We start from the raw sequence: 18,407 nt of genomic DNA, 5'->3' as shown, positions 1-18,407 counted from the left end.
CGTTAAATCATTTCCTCGCCGCCCTTGCCGCCGAGAACGATTTCTCCGGCTTCGGCCATACGGCGGGCAATGGTGAGGATTTCTTTCTGTGCGGTTTCGACGTCGCTGACGCGTACCGGGCCCTTGGCCTCCAGGTCGTCGCGGAGCAATTCGGCCGCCCGCTTGGACATGTTCTTGAAGATCTTTTCCTTGACGCCTTCGTCCGAGCCCTTGAGGGCCAGCACCAGCACATCCGAGGAGACTTCGCGCAGCAACGCCTGAATTCCGCGGTCGTCGACGTCGGACAGGTTATTGAACACGAACATGAGGTCTTCGATCTGACCGGACAGGTCTTCGTCGACTTCGCGGATCGAGTCCATCAGCTGGCCTTCGATCGAGCTGTCGAGGAAGTTCATGATGTCGGCTGCACGCTTGATACCACCCAGGGTGGTGCGCGCGGCGTTGGAGTTGCCGGAGAATTGCTTCTCGAGAATCTGGTTGAGTTCTTTCAGCGCGGCAGGCTGTACGGTGTTCAGCGAAGACACGCGCAAAATAATATCGAGGCGTACTTTATGGTCGAAGTTACCGAGTACTTCGCCGGCCTGATCCGGATCGAGATACGCCACGACGATGGCCTGGATCTGCGGGTGCTCGTAACGGATCACGTCCGCCACGGCACGCGGTTCCATCCACTTCAGGCTGTCCAGGCCGCTGGTGTTGCCACCCAGCAGGATACGGTCGATAAGGCCGTTGGCCTTGTCTTCGCCCAGCGCCTGGGTGAGCATCTTGCGCACATAGTCATCTGAGCCGACGCCGAGGCTGGTCTGATCGCCGACGATGTCGACGAACTCGCTCATCACCTGCTCGACCTGCTCGCGGTGCACGTTACCCATTTGCGCCATGGCCACACCCACACGCTGGACCTCTTTGGGCCCCATGTGGCGCAGCACTTGCGCAGCATCGGTTGAACCCAGGGACAGCAGCAGAATCGCGGCTTTGTCGACCCGGCTGAGTTTGGCGATAGCGGCTCGGTTATCACTCATCTGCGTTAATCCACTCTTTCACGACCTGAGCCACACGACCCGGATCTTCGGCCACCAGGCTCTTGATTGCGTTCAACTGTGCGTCATAGCCTTCGCTCGGGCTAGGCAGCAGAATACTTTGCGGACCACCTAGGCTGACGCGGTCGTTGGCCAGTTCGCCGTCCAGGCCGCCCATGCCACCGAGCTCGACATCGCTGCCAAGACCTGCCAATTGCTTGCCTTTACCGCCGCCGGTAATGTTGTTGAGCACTGGACGCAGCACGCCGAACACCAGCACCAGGATGAACAACACGCCGAGAACCTGTTTCACCACATCCCAGAACCAGGGCTGCGAGTAGAACGGAATGTCAGCGATGACTTCGCCACGCTCGGCCGAGAACGGCACGTTGATCACGCTGACGCTGTCACCACGGCTGGCATCAAAACCGACGGCGTCCTGCACCAGACGTGTGAAGCGTGCCAATTCATCGGTGCTCCACGGCGCGCGGGTAGTTTCACCGTTGGCCGCATTGACCTTGACCTGATCATCCACAACGACCGCAACCGACAGGCGATTCAAACGGCCCTGCTGTTGCTTGGTGTGACTGATGGAACGGTCGAGCTCGAAGTTCTTGGTGGATTGTTGACGCTTGTCCGCCGGGTACGGTGCCAGCATCGGCTGACCGGTTGCCGGGTCCATGATTTGCTGGCCGTTGGCATCCAGCAGCGGCTGACCTGGCTGCACCATGCCCGCGGAAGCGCTCGATCCACCGGTGGTTTGTGGTGCTGAAGCCGGCGATGGCGGCTGGTTGCTCAGCGCACCGGGAACGCCTTGCGGGCCGTTGCTGGCGGTGCGCTGCTCGGACGTCGATTGCTCGCTGCGCAGGGCCGGCTGATCCGGATTGAACTGCTCCGAAGTCGACTCGACTGCACTGAAATCCACGTCGGCGGAGACTTCAGCCTTGTAGCGATCGTTACCCAGCACTGGCTGCAGAATATTGTGCACACGCTGTGTGAGCATGCTTTCCATGCGGCGGCTGTAATCGAATTGCTTGCCGGCCATGGTCAGTTCGGAGTTTTCCGCCTGATCGGAGAGCAAGGTGCCCTTCTGGTCGACGACGGTGATCTGCGACTTGCTCAACTCAGGAACGGCGGTCGACACCAGGTTGATGATGGCCATGACCTGGCCCGGTTCCAGCGAACGGCCTGAGTAAAGCTCGACCAGCACCGATGCGCTGGGCTTGCGTTCATCACGCACGAATACCGAGCTTTTCGGAATCGCCAGGTGCACTCGGGCGCCCTTGACGTTGTTCAGGCTGGAAATGGTCCGCGCCAGTTCACCCTCAAGGCCGCGACGATAACGGGTCGCCTCCATGAACTGACTGGTCCCCAGGCCCTGGTCTTTGTCGAGGATTTCAAAACCGATGTTGCCGTCGCTGGGAGTGACACCAGCAGCGGCGAGCTTGAGTCGCGCGCGCGCCACATCATCGGCCTTGACCAGCAAGGCACCGGAGTTGGGTTCAACGGTATAGGGAATGTCGGCAGCGGCCAGGGTTTCCATGACCTGCTTGGCGTCCATACCGGCAAGGCTGCCGTACAGCGGCCGATAGTCGGGTTGCTGCGACCACAGCACCACGGCAAAACCAATCGCCACGCTCGCAGCCAGGCCAACCAACAGGCCTACCTGACGCAGCATGGTCATCTCGGAGAGGTTTTCCAGGAAGGACAGACCAAACAACGGCGGTTTGCCGTCTGCTGGCGTGACCTTGGCCGGAACGTTATCGGCGACTGCTTCTGCCATGACTCAATCTCGTCCTTAAACCGGCATCTGCATGATGTCTTGGTATGCCTGAACCAGCTTGTTACGCACTTGGGTCAACGCCTGGAAAGATACGCTGGCCTTTTGCGAGGAAATCATTACATCTGTCAGGTCGACGCCACTTTTGCCAATTTCGAAAGCATTGGCCAGTTGGTTCGAAGCCTGTTGGGTGTCGTTGACCTTGTTGACGGCCTGACCGAGCATGTCGGAAAAGCTGCTACCGCCCATTTCCGGCACCGCGACCGCCGCTTTCGGCTGAGCCATGGCGTCCATTTGCATGGACCGCATGTCCAACATCAAGCGATTAAATTCAATACCTTGGCTCATGGTCTACTCTCTCTGACGACCCGCAATTTTTTGACACTCACTCGGCGGATAGAGTGGTGTTAGCAACAAGGGTGCCAGCTCCATGGCGACACTTCATAAAAGTCCGACACCGATCACCGCCCCTGTAGCAGCTGCCGAGCCCGCGAGGCTGCGTTCGGTCTGGGCCGCATCCGGACGGAGCGGTCGTAAAATCAGGCGGCACGTTCTTCCAGGTAAACCGCGTATGCAGGATTTGCGAGGACTTCGTCCGAACGCGGCCCGCCTCGAACGCCGCCTCGCAAGCTCGGCAGCTGCTACAGATACGGGTCAGGTCGCAAACAAATAACCTTCGACGTCCATTCCCGCATCGCGCATTTGCGCAAGCTTGTAGCGCAAGGTCCGCGGGCTGATACCCAAGCGCTCGGCCGCCTCCTTACGCCGCCCGCGCTCGGAACGCAAGGTATCGATAATCATCTGAAACTCGCGACGCCGCAGGTCATCGCCCAGCGCGCCCGCTGAATCGCCTTGCGGTGCCTCGACTTCGAGCATGCGTGACGACATTGGAGCCGGTGTCAATGCTGGCAGTGGCGCGCAAGCGACCGGCCCCGCAAGGCAAAAGTCCTGCGGCTGAATCAAACCACCCTGCTGCAAAATCAGCGCCCGCTGAATGGCATTGTCCAGCTCACGTACGTTGCCCGGCCACGGATAACCGATCAGGCAAGCCTGAGCTTCCGGCGACAGCCTGGCAGCGGCATGCTTCATTTTATTGACGTGCTTGGCCAGCAGACGCTCGGCCAGCGGCAAGATATCGGCGGTGCGCTCACGCAACGGACGCCAGGCCAGCGGAAACACCGACAGGCGATAGTAAAGATCTTCGCGAAAGCGCCCCGCCGCCACTTCGCCCGCCAGATCGCGGTTCGTGGTTGCGACCACCCGGATATCCAGCGCAATCGGCTTGCGTGCACCCACGCGCTCGACTTCACGCTCCTGCAACACGCGCAGCAGCTTGGCCTGAAGCCCCAGGGGCATTTCGGAAATTTCATCGAGCAGAATGGTCCCGCCATCGGCCTGCTCGAACTTGCCGGCCTGAGCCGCAATAGCGCCGGTGAACGAACCTTTTTCATGGCCGAACAAGGTCGCCTCGAGCATGTTGTCCGGGATCGCCGCGCAATTGATTGCAATGAACGGCTGATTGGCGCGACGCGAGTGCTGGTGGATGTATCGCGCCAACACTTCTTTGCCGGTCCCCGACTCACCCGAGATCAACACCGTCGAATCACTGCGCGCCACACGGGCTGCCAGCTCAAGCAGCTGCGCACTGGCCGGTTCGAACGCCACCGGGCCTTCGCCCTCTGAGGCGCCGAGACAACCCAGGGCATGGCGCGCCACCAGATCCAGCAACGCCTTGGGCTCGAACGGCTTGACCAGATAGTCCGCCGCCCCCTGACGCATCGCATCGACGGCGCGCTCGACCGCACCATGAGCGGTCATCAGCAAGACCGGCAACTGCGGCTGACGAATTCGCAACAACCCCAACAACTGATGACCATCCATGCCCGGCATGTTGACGTCACTGACCACCAGATTGAATGACTCGCTCGCCACGGCTTGCAGCGCATCTTCGGCCGAGCCCACTGCGGTGTAGTCGTGACCGGCCAGCAGCAGCGTATCCGTCAATGCTTCGCGCAGCGAGCGGTCATCTTCAACCAGTAAAACCTTGATTGCCATCAGTCTCTTTCCACTCCTTGAGCGCTGGAGAACAACGGCAAGACCACCACCGCACACGTGCCGCGGCCCGGCCGCGAGCGCAGTTGCAATTCTCCCTGATGAGCACGGGCCACCGCCTTGACTACGGTCAGGCCAAGGCCGGTACCGGTGGTTTTAGTCGTAAAAAACGGCTCACCCAGGCGCGCCAGCACAGTGGGGTCGATACCGCCGCCGTTATCGCTGACGCACAGCCGAAGGGTGTTTTCACGGGTGTAGAGATGGACCTTCAGACGGACATCGCCAGCACTGGCCTGAATCGCATTTTCAATCAGGTTCAGCAGCGCGCCGACCAGCGTGTCGCGATTACACAGCAACTCTCCGGCATGACTGTCGCACTGCCAACGCACCGGATAATCCTGGACATGCGTCAATGCCGCCGCTTGCAGCGATTGCAGGAGCGCCCCGGGTGTCAGGCGATCAGTCAACGGCAGTTCGCCGCGAGCGAACACCAGCATGTCCCGCACCTGATGCTCAAGCTCATGCAGGCGCTCTTTCAAACGTCCGGCAAACCGTTGCTGGGTAGCGACCGGCAACTCTTGCTCAGTCAAATGACTGGCATACAGCAATGCTGCGGACAGCGGCGTGCGAATCTGATGCGCCAGTGAAGCGACCATCCGGCCGAGGGACGACAAGCGCTCATGGCGAGCCAATTGGTCCTGCAGGTGCCGGGTTTCGGTCAGGTCGTTAAGCAGCACCAACTGGCCCGGTTCGGCATCCAGCGAGCGCGTGGAAATCGACAGGCGTCGACCATCCTTCAGGGAAATTTCATGACCATCGTCTTCGCGTGGAGCAAAGCAGCGGGCAATCACATGACGCCACAACTCTCCTTCAAGCGGTAGACCCAGCAGCTCGCAGGCCGCCGGATTGGCTTCGCGCACCATCCCCTGGGCATCGATGACGATGACGCCACCCGGCAACAAGTCGAGAAGGTTTTGCAGCCGGTTGGCCAGGCGTTCTTTTTCGGCCAGCTCTTGCATGCGCTGAGCACTGACCACTGCCAGTTCGCCCTTGAGCTCGGTGACCCGTGCTTCAAGCATGCTGTAGGAATCGGTCAGTTGGCTCGACATCTGACTGAACAGCGCGAACGCCTGCTCAAGGCCAAGCCGACTTGCCTGCTCTACAGAGGACGATTGCCCCGAGACTTCGGAGACAGGGGACATTTGGGCGGCGTGGGGCATCGTGCTCTCTCGCTTGGCTGACCGTCAGTTAAACGGAACGTTGCGAGGGACGTAGCAATACCCGTGCCTAAAAAAAACCGCCCATTATTCAGTGAGTTGAAAAACAGGCGTCAATCATCCGCCTGTTCATCACCTTCGCGACGGCTCATGCCGTACTTGCGCATCTTCTCGACCAGGGTGGTACGACGAATGCGCAGGCGTTCGGCAGCACGCGCCACGATGCCGTTGGCATCATCCAGCGCCTGCTGAATCAGGCCTTGCTCCAGACCACCGAGGTAGTCCTTGAGATCCAGCCCTTCTGGCGGCAGCATGGCGTTAGCGCTGAAGTCCGGGGTATGGCCATTGATGGCTACCCGCTCTTCAAGATCGCTGCGCAAGCTGTCGACCAGTTGCTCGTCTTCGTCATCGACATAACGGAATTTCTTCGGCAACTCGACCACACCGATCACGCCGTACGGGTGCATGATCGCCATGCGCTCGACCAGGTTGGCCAGCTCACGGACGTTGCCCGGCCAGCCATGACGGCACAGCGACATGATCGCTGCCGAGTTGAAGCGAATGGAACCGCGCTTCTCGTGCTCCATGCGCGAGATCAACTCGTTCATCAGCAACGGAATATCTTCAACACGCTCACGCAGCGGCGCCATCTCGATCGGGAAAACATTGAGGCGGTAGTACAGATCCTCACGGAAGCTGCCGACCTCGATCATGCTTTCGAGATTTTTGTGGGTCGCGGCAATGATTCGCACGTCGACGCTCTGGGTCTTGTTGCTCCCCACGCGCTCGAAGGTGCGCTCCTGCAATACTCGCAGCAGCTTGACCTGCATCGGCAATGGCATGTCGCCGATCTCGTCGAGAAACAGCGTACCGCCGTTGGCCAGCTCAAAACGCCCGGCACGGCTGGTGATGGCCCCGGTAAAGGCGCCCTTCTCATGGCCGAACAGTTCGCTTTCCAGCAGCTCGGCCGGGATCGCACCGCAGTTGACCGGAACGAACGGCGCGTCGCGTCGCTTGGAGTGATAGTGCAGGTTGCGCGCGACCACTTCCTTGCCCGTACCGGACTCACCGAGGATCAGCACGCTGGCATCGGTGTCGGCCACTTGCTGCATCATCTGGCGAACGTGCTGAATTGCCCGGCTGGTGCCGACAAGGCTACGAAACAGATTGGGCTCACGGTGACGACCGCGCTCGCGGGCCTGGTCGTACATCTCGCGATAAACCTGGGCGCGGTGCAGGGAGTCGAGCAACTTGCTGTAGCTGGGCGGCATTTCCAGTGTGGAAAGCACCCGGCGACGCTGGTCTTCCGGCAGGTCAATGGAAGAATTATCGCCCATTAACAAAACCGGAAGGAACTCATCCCAGGTAGCCAGTGTCTTTAACAGGCCCGGAAGTGAGCCAGGAGCATTTACCGTCCCGATAAGGACGCAAATAACTTCACGACTTGATGACAAAGAGCCGACAGCCTGCTGCCAATCATGGCTACCGCAGGGTAAATTTTCTTCGCCAAGAAAATTTAAAATCACCGCCAGGTCGCGGCGGCGGACGCTATCGTCATCAATCAGCAGAATTTTGGTTTCACGCCACATGCAATAGCAACTTCCCTAGTCAACTCAATGCCCGAAATAAGTGGGCAAGCTAGACGCTTGCAGGCACGTTAAGCCTGATAGACGCCTGAAATCTTCAAACAGCCACTAGTTAAGTCAAAAAACCGTACACAGTCAAATTTATGACGCACTACGATCGGATTAACTGAGGATTAACCGAACAGATGGTAAACCTTTGCCGCGCTCTGTGCTTGATGGATCTGCGACATCTCATCGAATATTGCCTGACGCTCTCCCGTCGCAGCCTCCAGCAACTGCCGATAAACCCCCAGCAGCTCCTCGAGATTATCGCGTAACGCCACCTCATCCAGCGAAGCCTCACTCAAGACGTCTTCCATGCAGGAACGGCAATCCAGGTCAAGTTGACCGATAGCTTCCCAGTTACGCTCGGCCAGTGCATCGACCAGGGCTTCACGGGTTTGTTCGATACGCTGCAGTACAAGACTCATGGTGATCTCCTTAAAACTGCGGACCTGGCGCTGCGATGGCGTCCCAGCCTTCCTTGATCGTCCCCAGCAAACTGGCGACTTCGTCGAGGATCTTCGGATCGCTGTTGATATTAGCCTCCGCCAGACGCTTCATCATGTAGACGTAAAGATTATCCAGCTCGCCTACTTCATCCGCCTTGTTCTCAAGGTCCAGACCTTCACGCAGGCCGCCGATGATGCCGATGGCCTTGCTGATGAATACACCTTTGCCCGGAATATCCTTGCGCTCCATGGCGCCTTTGGCCTGAGCAATACGATCCAGCCCACCTTCCATCAACATCTGCACCAATCGGTGCGGACTGGCTTCGGAGGTTTGGGCCTGTGCTCCAATTTTCTGATATTGCCGAAGGGCTAACATCGGATTCATGCTCTACCTCATCACAACTCAAGGGCTCGTATAACCAATGTATCGTCTACGAGTCAAAAAACTTTAAATTCAAAAGGCAAAAACCCGGCGCGTTAAAAACGCAGCCGGGTTTTTGGCGCTGGCTCAAGATTAGCCGCCGGACTTCTGTGCGTTCAAGGAGGTGAAGAACGAGGTGATACTGGTCGACGTCGCCTTCATCTGCCCGACCAACAAGTCCATGGCATTGTACTTGGCAGTCAACGTCGCGGTCAGCGTGGTAACGCGCAAGTCCAACGCCACCTGCTGATTGGCCAGATCGCTTTTCTGCTTGTTCAGGCTGGCGGTGCGCTGATCAAGAATGCCATTGGTCTGCAAGTAAGGCTTGATCGCCGCACCCATCCGGGCCAGCAGGCCATTGGTGCTGTTGGTACCGGTAAAGAGTGTTTGAACCTGGCTACTCAAGCCCTGGGTAGTCATCGCAGCGGTGAACTTGGTGGAGTCAAAGTTCAGCGTGCCGAGTTTCTGATCGGTCGTGATGCCCAATTGCGATAGCACCGCCAATTGCCCTCCCGGCCCAGGAGTCACCAACTGATTGCGAATATCGGCAATTATTGAACGAGGCACCGAGTCACCGGTCAGCGCAGCAGAGACGGTCAGCTTGCCATTGGCATCGGCCGAGGCCTGGGTCAGCGAGGTAACCGTTTTCACCAGCGTGTTATAGGCGTCGACAAACGACTGCACCGCCGTCTGCAAACCGGTGGTGTTGGTGGCCACGGTTACCGTCGAAGTACCCGGCGCAACCAACGTCATGCTCAAGCCACCCACCGCCTGATTGACGGTATTGGTTTTGCTGGTGACTGCCAGACCATCAATCGTCAGGCTCGCATCAGCGGCCAGCGCGCCGATAGTACCGGCACTGGCGGGATCAGGCAGCGTCCCCCCGGTGGTCGACGAAGGATCAGGGATAGTCCCCATCATCTTGGTGCCGTCGATTTCCAGACCGGCAATACCACTGACAGTAAGGTCCGAACCCTTGCCGGTAGTAGTCGACCCGAGCACCAGACGCGAACCACTGCTGTCGGTGACGATGTTGGCCGTGATGCCTTTAGCCGTCAGCGTGGTGTTGATCGCGTCGCGAGTGGACTGCAGCGTCGCACCGGACGGGATAGTGACGTTGTAGGCAGTGCCATTTTGACTGATATTCAAAGTACCACTCGGAATGGCACTGCTAGCACCGCCTGCAAATGAAGCACTGGCAACTTTGGAACCGGTAGCCAGATTCTTCACATTAATGCTGTAAGTACCGTTGACCGCAGTGTTATCAGAAGTCACGGTCAAGGTCGCCGGCGTCGACGAGGTAGCCGCAAACCCGCCAAACGCAGGACTTGTCGAGCTATTGAGCTTGTCCATGGCAGCCTGATAAGCGGCCAAGGCACTTTTGAGCGAACCCACACCGGAAATTTTCGAGGTGTTGAGCGTGCCTTGAGTGGTGATCTGGGTCTGCTTGGCCGACTTGTCGCTGTTGACCAAAGCTGTAACGATCGAACCGATATCCAGGCCGGAACCCAGCCCTGTACCCGGTAAAATTGGACTTGCCATGTGCTTCTCCCTTTCTGTCTGTCGCCAGTCTTTTGACCACTCAAGTCGTCAAATGAACGTGCAACCACTATTCATGCCAGTTGTCAGGCTTTTGCGTCGAACAGTACGTTGCTCGCCGTATTCAAACTGTCCGCCAGCTTCAACGCTTCTTCGGAAGGGATTTGTCGCACCACTTCACCTGATTCGGTGGCAATCACCTTCACGACCACCCTGCCGGAAGCCTCATCGATAGAGAACTCCAGGTTACGCTTGATCGACTGTACGAACTTCTCGATCTCTTGCACGGCCAGTTTCAACTTCTGCGCGTCCGCGTCCGCGCCCTTACTTCCAGCCACAGCCTGAACGCTGTCACTGCTGCTACGAGGTGCTGCAGCCGTTTTATCGACCGTCGTACTTGCCGGCTGAGCAGTCGGGTAAGACAAGTTCAGCTTCACGCTCATGTCCATATCCATCACCTCTTAACGTAAAAAGGCGAGAGAGCGCGACCAGCACACTCCCTCGCCAAAACTCATTCCGAAATTACTGAAGCAGCTTCAGTACAGCGGAAGGCAGTTGGTTGGCTTGAGCCAGAACCGAGGTGGAAGCTTGCTGCAGGGTTTGCTGCTTGGTCAGCTGAGCAGTTTCTGCTGCGAAGTCGGTGTCTTGTACGCGACCCAGTGCAGCGGTGGCGTTTTCGTTGACGTTCTGCAGGTTGGAGATGGTGCTGGTCAGACGGTTTTGCGAAGCACCCAGGTTTGCACGAACAGCACCAACAGAGGCGATTGCAGCATCGATTGCGGTGATTGCACCGTCGATGTTGGTAGCAGCAGTAGCACTGGTAGCACCGGTCAGAACAGTAGTACCGCTACCTACCGACAGGCTGACGGCGTCGAACTTGGTGCTCAGGGTCAGAGTGATCTGGTTGGCAGTACCGGTGTTGGAGCCCACTTGCAGGGTCATGCTGCCGGCGGAACCGTCCAGCAGGTTTTTGCCGTTCAGGTTGGTGGCCTGGGAAATACGGGTCAGCTCGTCGGACATCTGAGTGAATTCCGCGTTGGTCGCGGACTGGTCAGCAGTGCCGTTGGTGCCGTTACGTGCCTGGAGAGCCAGTTCACGCATACGTTGCAGAATGTTGGTGGTCTCTTGCAGAGCGCCTTCAGCAGTCTGAGCCATCGAGATGCCGTCGTTGGCGTTTTTGATAGCTACGGTCTGACCGCGGATCTGGCTGCTCATACGAGTAGCGATCTGCAGGCCAGCAGCGTCGTCTTTGGCGCTGTTGATTTTCAGGCCGGAAGACAGGCGAGTCATGGAGGTCTGCAGCGCGTTAGCGGCATTGTTCAGGTTCTTCTGAACAGACAGAGAAGCGACGTTAGTGTTTACGCCTAAAGACATGGTGAGTTCCTCGTTGGTTGGGTACTGCGGCTTCCGGCCCTGGCAACCGCCGGGTGTGGCCTAGAGAACCTTCGTAGTAGTTATCGTCGCGATTGCAGGTTGCTTGAGGGCTTTTTTGAAAAAAAATGCCATCACACTGCCACCCCCGCGAAAACAAAGGCCTGCACGAGACCCACGAGAGAAAAATGACGTCAGGGAAATGCCGGCGACAGAAGAGCGAGGAGATCGCCTGGCCGGCAAAAACGGTTCAGAGGTGAGCGTGAATCGCGTCCAGCAAGTCGATCAATTCATACTCCATGGTGTCGGCCAACCCCAGCCAGTCCTGCGCTTCCTGGGAGGCCAGCATCGACATGAGCAATTGCGCCCATTGCAACTGGATATCTTCAGGGGCCTGACAAAGCAGGTCCTGCACCTTATCGAACACATCGACCATGGTCAGCGCAGCCTCGACGTCGCGCCCGAGACGAAACAACCCGGCACACTGCCGACAATCGATGACACATTGTGCAAGCTCGCTCATTGCACGAACTCCTGATTGAACGTCGTTCCCACGATCATCGCCCCTGCCCGGCTGCTGTTAAAAAAGCGCACCTGCGGATGCCCGGCGATGTAGCGCTCCAGTTCACACAGATAACTGCGAAAGTTCAACTGCGTCCTGACCCGCACCCCATGCCCATCAAGCACCCAGTGCTTGGCCTGGTTCACCCCCGGCCCCAGATCACCATCGTTCCAGCCGGCATGGGTTTTGTTCATCGGGAACGCAAAATCGGCACCGAACAGGGTAATCCGGTCCGCGCCCATCTTCACCGCCAGATCCACTGCCGGATGGATCACGCTGCCACCGACATACAGTTCAGCCTTGCTGATCTGTTGGCGAATAGCGGCATAGACCGGGCTGGCGGAATACCCGACATAACGCGTGCCCTGCCAGGCCTTCAATACCTGCGGGTCGCTCATTGGCAGGTACACCAAAGGGATGTTGCCGGTGTCCTCGGGCGGCAAGTGCCTGAAGCTGATGCGTCGGTCGATACTGACCACCAGATCCGGCCGGATGCCATGCTCGCGCAATGGGCGGTACGCCGTATCGACACTGATGAACAACGGCCGCTGATCACGCTCGCGTATCGCCCGGAGCTGATCGAAATGCTGCTCAAGGCTTGGCCCTGTGCCGATCACATAGACTTCCCGACCGGTACACGTCGCGAACAACTCGGCCACATCGCGATCGCTGCCGACGAGCTCACGACTCTCCTCCAGCCGCTCAATGATCGCTGGAGACTGCGGATCGAACTCACGGTTATTGAAGGTAAGGTGCACTTCGCTGATCAGCCGATCCCGAATCTTGGCATTGAAATCATCTGCCAGCAGCATCTCGGACGGTAATGCAAAAAACGGCAGGTGGATGTCCGACAAGTCGCCGGCATAGATCAACTCGACCCGAGGATCACTCAACCACTGCCGCTGATCGAGCAACTGCAACGTCAACGAGAAAATCGCGCCATTGAGGATATGCACGTACAAACGCTGAAGCTCGGCGTTTTCAAGCAGTACTGACTGCAAGTCACCCAGCCCTGTACCGTAGACATGCACCACCTCGCTTGCCGGCGGCAGACTGGCCGCTTGCAACCGCGCTTCACGCGTACGGTCATGGCGACTGGTGAGCTGGATACCGGCAATGCTCAGGGTCGACCCCAAACCTTCCACCAGCTCAGCCTGAACCGCCGCACTGTCTTCAGTCATCAACCGTACATGCAGCGCCGGCCAGCGACGCTCTATCACCTGGAAATTGTCTTCAACGCTGTCGCTCATGCGGCCTCGATATTCATTCAGGCAAAAAAATAGCGTTCAAGGTTACACCTTGAACGCTATTTTTTTGCCACAGGATCTAGCTCATGGGCGATAAATAATCGCCGAGCCCCACGAGAGCCCCACACCAAAACCGCTCAGTGCAACGCGCTTCCATTTGGCGTCAAGTACGTGTTTTTCCAGCAACAACGGAATGCTCGAAGACACGGTATTACCGGTCTCGACCATGTCCTTGATGAATTTCTCCGGATCACCTTCAAAACGCCGCGCCACGGCGTCAACAATCGCCGCACTGCCTTGGTGAATGCAGAATGCATCGATATCGTCGGCGTGCAGACCGGACTCGTCGAGCAGCTCGTGCAAATGCGCCGGGACTTTCAGCAATGCAAAGTTGAACACTTGACGACCGTTCATGAAGAACACTCCGTCAGTGACTTTCAGGTGCGGTGCACCAGAACCGTCGGTGCCGAACTTGGCCTTGCCCAACTGCCACGGAGCATCTTCGCCCATCCAGGTCGCGGTGGCGGCATCACCGAACAGCATGGTGGTGTTGCGGTCTTCGGGGTCGACGATTTTCGAGTAAGGGTCGGCGGTCACCAACAGGCCGTTCTTCAGGCCTGCGGCTTCCATGAAGCCCTTGATCGCGTAGATGCCGTACACGTAGCCGGAGCAGCCCAGGGAGATATCGAAAGCGGCAACGGTGGTGGGCAGGCCAAGTTTGTCCTGAACGATCGCAGCGGTGTGCGGCAGACCTTCTTCGTCGCCGTTCTGGGTAACAACGATCAGCACGTCAATCGATTCGCGCTTGAGCGTCGGGTTGTTGGCAAACAACGTGTTGACCGCTTCGACACACAGGTCCGAAGTTTCCTGCCCGGCGTCTTTACGCGGCAGGAAAGCGGAACCGATCTTGCCCAGGATGAATTCCTCATCCTTTTCGAATTTTGCACCTTGTGCGTAATTGTCCACGCCGGCTACAGGTACGTAGCTCGCAATGCTCTTTATGCCAATCATTACGGCTTCCCAATAATAAACAGCTGAATACCCCCGTTCGCACGAATCGAGGGGCGCCGACACATAGATTTTGCGTTGCCCGCAACGGGCAACCACGGAAAGCCTAAAGGGCTATCACTGAGCCGATTACCGGCCAGGCGCCATCTTTCCGATCAATACAATACAGTGAAGATGCCCGTTATGACTCACAGGTCACGCTATTTTGCGCAATCAGCCGCACAAGCGCTCATTCGATCAGCGACCAGGCCAGCGCTGTGCCGCGCTTTAAAGGCCCGCGTGCACGTCGTCCGATAATGCTTTCAGCGTGTTTGGGTGCCAGTCCCAACCCCGGGCGAATGGCTCGCAGGTTCTGTGACGTGAACACCTCACCGGCGGCCATGTCCTGGGCAACGTACAGCGAACGACGGTACACCAGCGACTTTTGCTCGGCGTCGGTGACGCCATAATGCACCCGGCCCATGGCCTGCCAGGCGCGCTCGGTCTCGACCACCAGGCTGGCCAGCTCGGCCGGCTCCAGCGAGAAACTCGCGTCGACGCCTCCGGCAGCCCGGTCCAGGGTGAAGTGTTTTTCCACCACCGTCGCCCCAAGGGCCACCGCCGCCACCGAGACCCCGACACCCATCGAATGATCGGACAGCCCCACTTCGCAACCAAACAGCTCGCGCAGGTGCGGGATGGTTCGCACATTGCTGTTGGCCGGCGTGGCCGGGTAGGTGCTGGTGCATTTGAGCAGCACCAGGTCCTTGCAGCCGGCCGCACGTGCCGCACGCACGGTTTCATCCAGCTCGGCAATGCTGGCCATGCCGGTGGAAATGATCAGTGGCTTGCCAGTGGCGGCGACTCGACGAATCAACGGCAGGTCAGTGTTCTCGAAACTGGCGATCTTGTAGGCCGGCACGTCGAGACTTTCGAGAAAATCCACGGCGGTGTCATCGAACGGCGTCGAGAACGCCAGCATGCCCAACTCTTTGGCTCGGGCAAAGATCGGCGCGTGCCATTCCCACGGCGTATGCGCCTTCTCATACAGCGCATACAACGAAGTGCCGACCCACAGGCTATTGGGGTCCTTGATGAAAAACTCACCTTGATCCAGGTCCAGAGTCATGGTCTCGGCGGTGTAGGTTTGTAATTTCAAGGCATGCGCGCCGGCCCTGGCCGCAGCCTCGACGATCTGCAACGCAACGTCCAGCGACTGATTATGGTTGCCGCTCATCTCGGCGATGATGAATGGCGGCGCATCGGCACCGATCATCCGGTCGCCAATCTTGAAGTTAGTCATGTCTGTGTTCCTTCAATACGCGCGTGAACACACAAGCGCTCTGGGTAAAACCGGCTTCGCGAAACAGGCTCAGCGACGACCGGTTGGCAGGCAACACCTGCGCGGTGATGGTGCGTACTTGCGGCCAATGGGCCGTCACGAAGGCTTCGCCACGGGCCAGCAGCGCCCTGCCCCAGCCCAGGCCGAAACGACCTCCGAACAAATAAATCGAGACTTCGGCGCTCACCCCTTCAAGGTCGTAGCGCAACACGCCAACCGGGCCATCACCGGCCTCGGCAATCAACAGCAAGCACTGCTCATTGCTCAAACTCGCGGCCAGCCAGGCCTGGTGTGCTTGCCAGTCGATGCTGCAGTTGTCCTGCGACCAGCGCCGTACCGCCTCGGCATTACGGCCATCGAACAACAGGCGCGCATCATTCTGCGTTGCCTTGCGCACCGGCAGCACCGCACCGACCAGCGCCGCCGCGACCCGTTGCGCACCACGGCCATCGACCAGTTGCCGGGAGCGTTCGGCCAGACTCTGGCGCAGGCCCTGATTACCTGTGACAAAACCGATGGCCTGGCGCAGTTGCTCGACGCTGACCTGCTCCCGCGCGCCCAGGAACACATGGGCGCCCGAAGTCGCCATGACCTCGCCATTGGCCTGCTGATTATTCGACACCGCAATGCAAATCGTCGGCAGCCCCATGGCCGCCCGCTCCCAACTGGTGCCGCCACCGGCACCGACAAACAGGTCGGCTTCGGTCATCAGCCGGTAAAAATCGCTGACAAAACGCTGCAAACGCCAGTTCGGGCGACTGGCCGCCAGCACCTGCATCTGCTCCCACGCCGGGTTGTCGGCACCGGCGACGAAGTCGACTTGCAGCTCAGGGAAATCGCTCAACGCGAGCATTGCATGGTGAGTCTGCTTCGCCGCATCGAAGCCCCCGAAGTTCACCAATACGCGTTTGGCCCGAGGTTTGATTTCAATCGCCGGACAGCAGAATTCATCGCGCAACATGGCGAAGCGCGGGCCAAGCAATGTCTGGCATCCGGGGGCAAGCAGCGAAGCATAGGCCTCTGGCGTGCCGGAAAGATTCTGGTTGAGCAACAGATCGACGCTATAGGTGCGCGTCGCCAGATCATCCACTGCGCCGATCCGTGGCGCCCAACGGCGGGCGGCGGTCTGCCAGTGGTGATCGAGGCCGTAATGGTCGGCAATGATCCAGTCGAAAGCCGCCTGCTGCTCTAGCACTTGTCCCAGCGCGGCGATGTCTGCCTGCCACGGCAGCAGGCTCTCGATGGCTTGCAGCGGGTCTTCGTCGGGATAGCGCTCCGGCAGCGCAAAGGTTTCAAAGCCTTCAGCGGCGAGACTGTCGAGCCGATGCCCAGGCAACCGTCGACAGGCGAACGCCACGTGCGCGCCCATCCGGCGCAAGGCTCTGGCCAGGGTCAGGCAGCGGGCGATATGGCCGCTGCCAATGGTCGGCGAGGCGTCGGCACGGATCAGCACTCTCATTGCAATTCACCGCCAGCCTTCAGTGCAGCGTACAGGTACTCGGCGCGCTTCCAGTCTTCGAGGGTGTCGATGTCTTGCACCAGATAGCGCGGCAGGATCACCGGCAAACTCCGGGTTGAATACAACACATCGCCGCGCAACCAGGCACTGCTGCGGCCCCAATAGAACTGCCCGGCGTCCTGATAGGCCGGCGGCAAATCCTGGGAGCGCGTATTACGAAATTCCGGGTACAACGCGCTCAAGGCGCCCTGATCGTCAAGGGTCAGGGCACGCTGCACCGGAAAACCGAAGTCGCACACCGAGAACGCGAACGACTTGTCCGGGTGCAGTTCCAGCCGCTGCAAACCCTGTTGCAGAAACCGCGTTTGCAGCAGAGGCGCGGTGGCGTAAATGCAACAGGCGTAATCAAAGTCACTGCCCTGTCGATGCAGTTCTTCCAGTGCATGGACAATCACCGCCGCGGTGCCGGTGAAGTCATCAGCCAGCGCCGCCGGGCGCATAAACGGTACCTGCGCACCACTGGCGCGGGCCAGGTCGGCGATTTCATCATCGTCAGTGCTGACCAGTACCTGGGCGAACAACCCCGAATCGAGAGCGGTTTTGATCGAACGGACAATCATCGGCACGCCGTCGAACGGCTTGAGGTTCTTGCGCGGTATGCGTTTGCTGCCACCGCGGGCCGGGATGATGGCGACGTTGCTCAACGGCGTTTTTCCAGAAGAAACCAGGTGACATCATCCACCGGAAATTGCGGGTCGCGGTGGTAACCAAACCCGTAATCCAGCAGTTGCAAGTCATCATAGCGATCAAGCATTTCACCGGCAAAATCGCGCTTGAACAGCTTGCCGCTGTTACCGCGATACGACACCTCGACCGGCGCCGGGTTGTAGTACTCGGCGATCAGGATGTAGCGCCGACTCAGTTCATACAGCTGCGCATAGGCCGCTGGCAGCAGCTGCGGTGCCAGGTGAATCAGCACGCCTTTACTCAGGGTCAGGTCGAAGGTGCGTTCGAGGGGAAAATCGAACAACGAACCGTGCCAGATCTGCGCAATCCCCAGCGCCTGCGCCTGGGCGCACGCGCTGGCATTGATCTCCACGCCAAACAGCTCGCTCTGCGGCAACAACTGACGCAGCGCCTGCAGGTTATTGCCGGCATTGGTGCCAAGCTCCACCAGGCTTTCGATACGCCCGGCCCGGGTCAGAGCCTTGGCAAACAAGGCCAGGTTGGCCGCCACCAACGGCTGGCCGACGTTGCGGTCGATGTACTGGTTACCGAAATCGCCTTGCCAGAATTTTTCCTGCTCACTGAGTTCGCGCATCACACATTCCCAT

18 protein-coding genes are annotated in these 18,407 nt (G+C 58.8%); all 18 read right to left on the bottom strand.

From position 1 onward, the window contains the following. Nucleotides 1–2: 2 nt before the first annotated feature. The gene (fliG, locus tag AABM55_RS08600) at nt 3–1,022 is read right to left on the bottom strand and encodes a flagellar motor switch protein FliG (RefSeq protein ID WP_019692390.1); all 1,020 of its coding nucleotides are present in this window, start codon (nt 1,020–1,022) and stop codon (nt 3–5) included. Then, nucleotides 1,015–2,802: a flagellar basal-body MS-ring/collar protein FliF gene (gene fliF, locus AABM55_RS08595; RefSeq protein ID WP_054596284.1), complete on the bottom strand. Its 1,788-nt coding sequence runs from the start codon at nt 2,800–2,802 to the stop codon at nt 1,015–1,017. The genes fliG and fliF overlap by 8 nt, the downstream gene beginning before the upstream one ends. A gap of 15 nt (nt 2,803–2,817) precedes the next feature. After that, nucleotides 2,818–3,147, bottom strand: a complete 330-nt coding sequence (fliE, locus tag AABM55_RS08590; RefSeq protein WP_019692392.1) for a flagellar hook-basal body complex protein FliE — start codon at nt 3,145–3,147, stop codon at nt 2,818–2,820. A 306-nt stretch (nt 3,148–3,453) separates the two neighbouring features. Then, a complete protein-coding gene (gene fleR / locus AABM55_RS08585) occupies nt 3,454–4,854 on the bottom strand; it encodes a sigma-54-dependent response regulator transcription factor FleR (protein ID WP_347929332.1) in 1,401 nt (466 codons plus the stop codon). Next, nucleotides 4,854–6,053, bottom strand: coding sequence for an ATP-binding protein (locus AABM55_RS08580; RefSeq protein WP_347930007.1), 1,200 nt, complete (start codon nt 6,051–6,053; stop codon nt 4,854–4,856). The genes fleR and AABM55_RS08580 overlap by 1 nt, the downstream gene beginning before the upstream one ends. A gap of 128 nt (nt 6,054–6,181) precedes the next feature. Beyond that, nucleotides 6,182–7,657, bottom strand: coding sequence for a sigma-54 dependent transcriptional regulator (locus AABM55_RS08575; RefSeq protein WP_103315610.1), 1,476 nt, complete (start codon nt 7,655–7,657; stop codon nt 6,182–6,184). 170 nt (nt 7,658–7,827) lie between these two features. After that, nucleotides 7,828–8,124 (bottom strand): flagellar protein FliT, encoded by a 297-nt coding sequence (locus tag AABM55_RS08570; RefSeq protein ID WP_103315609.1) that lies wholly within the window; start codon nt 8,122–8,124, stop codon nt 7,828–7,830. Nucleotides 8,125–8,134: 10 nt separating this feature from the next. Further along, nucleotides 8,135–8,530 (bottom strand): flagellar export chaperone FliS, encoded by a 396-nt coding sequence (gene fliS, locus AABM55_RS08565; protein ID WP_347929331.1) that lies wholly within the window; start codon nt 8,528–8,530, stop codon nt 8,135–8,137. Between the two features lie 129 nt (nt 8,531–8,659). Beyond that, on the bottom strand, nt 8,660–10,108 hold the full coding sequence (gene fliD, locus AABM55_RS08560; protein WP_347929330.1) for a flagellar filament capping protein FliD: 1,449 nt from the start codon (nt 10,106–10,108) through the stop codon (nt 8,660–8,662). Between the two features lie 83 nt (nt 10,109–10,191). Next, nucleotides 10,192–10,554, bottom strand: a complete 363-nt coding sequence (locus tag AABM55_RS08555) for a flagellar protein FlaG (protein WP_347929329.1) — start codon at nt 10,552–10,554, stop codon at nt 10,192–10,194. 73 nt (nt 10,555–10,627) lie between these two features. Beyond that, nucleotides 10,628–11,479, bottom strand: coding sequence for a flagellin domain-containing protein (locus AABM55_RS08550; protein WP_103315605.1), 852 nt, complete (start codon nt 11,477–11,479; stop codon nt 10,628–10,630). A 247-nt stretch (nt 11,480–11,726) separates the two neighbouring features. Further along, entirely contained in the window at nt 11,727–11,999 is a 273-nt protein-coding gene (locus AABM55_RS08545; protein WP_103315604.1) for a hypothetical protein, read from the bottom strand. Next, nucleotides 11,996–13,288 (bottom strand): 6-hydroxymethylpterin diphosphokinase MptE-like protein, encoded by a 1,293-nt coding sequence (locus AABM55_RS08540; protein WP_347929328.1) that lies wholly within the window; start codon nt 13,286–13,288, stop codon nt 11,996–11,998. Before AABM55_RS08540 ends, AABM55_RS08545 begins: the two co-directional genes overlap by 4 nt. Before the next feature lie 81 nt (nt 13,289–13,369). Next, nucleotides 13,370–14,296 (bottom strand): ketoacyl-ACP synthase III, encoded by a 927-nt coding sequence (locus AABM55_RS08535; protein ID WP_347929326.1) that lies wholly within the window; start codon nt 14,294–14,296, stop codon nt 13,370–13,372. A gap of 226 nt (nt 14,297–14,522) precedes the next feature. Then, nucleotides 14,523–15,575 carry a pseudaminic acid synthase gene (pseI, locus tag AABM55_RS08530; RefSeq protein ID WP_347929325.1) on the bottom strand — a complete coding sequence of 351 codons (1,053 nt, stop codon included), beginning with the start codon at nt 15,573–15,575 and terminating at the stop codon, nt 14,523–14,525. Further along, nucleotides 15,568–17,073, bottom strand: coding sequence for a UDP-2,4-diacetamido-2,4,6-trideoxy-beta-L-altropyranose hydrolase (pseG, locus tag AABM55_RS08525; protein ID WP_347929324.1), 1,506 nt, complete (start codon nt 17,071–17,073; stop codon nt 15,568–15,570). Before pseG ends, pseI begins: the two co-directional genes overlap by 8 nt. After that, nucleotides 17,070–17,777 carry a pseudaminic acid cytidylyltransferase gene (gene pseF, locus AABM55_RS08520; protein WP_347929323.1) on the bottom strand — a complete coding sequence of 236 codons (708 nt, stop codon included), beginning with the start codon at nt 17,775–17,777 and terminating at the stop codon, nt 17,070–17,072. Before pseF ends, pseG begins: the two co-directional genes overlap by 4 nt. Beyond that, nucleotides 17,774–18,394 (bottom strand): pseudaminic acid biosynthesis-associated methylase, encoded by a 621-nt coding sequence (locus AABM55_RS08515; RefSeq protein ID WP_103315598.1) that lies wholly within the window; start codon nt 18,392–18,394, stop codon nt 17,774–17,776. Before AABM55_RS08515 ends, pseF begins: the two co-directional genes overlap by 4 nt. Nucleotides 18,395–18,407: the final 13 nt, after the last annotated feature.

It is taken from the genome of Pseudomonas helvetica (assembly GCF_039908645.1).
Lineage (GTDB): Bacteria > Pseudomonadota > Gammaproteobacteria > Pseudomonadales > Pseudomonadaceae > Aquipseudomonas > Aquipseudomonas helvetica.
This window is presented reverse-complemented; position numbering and strand designations above follow the sequence as displayed.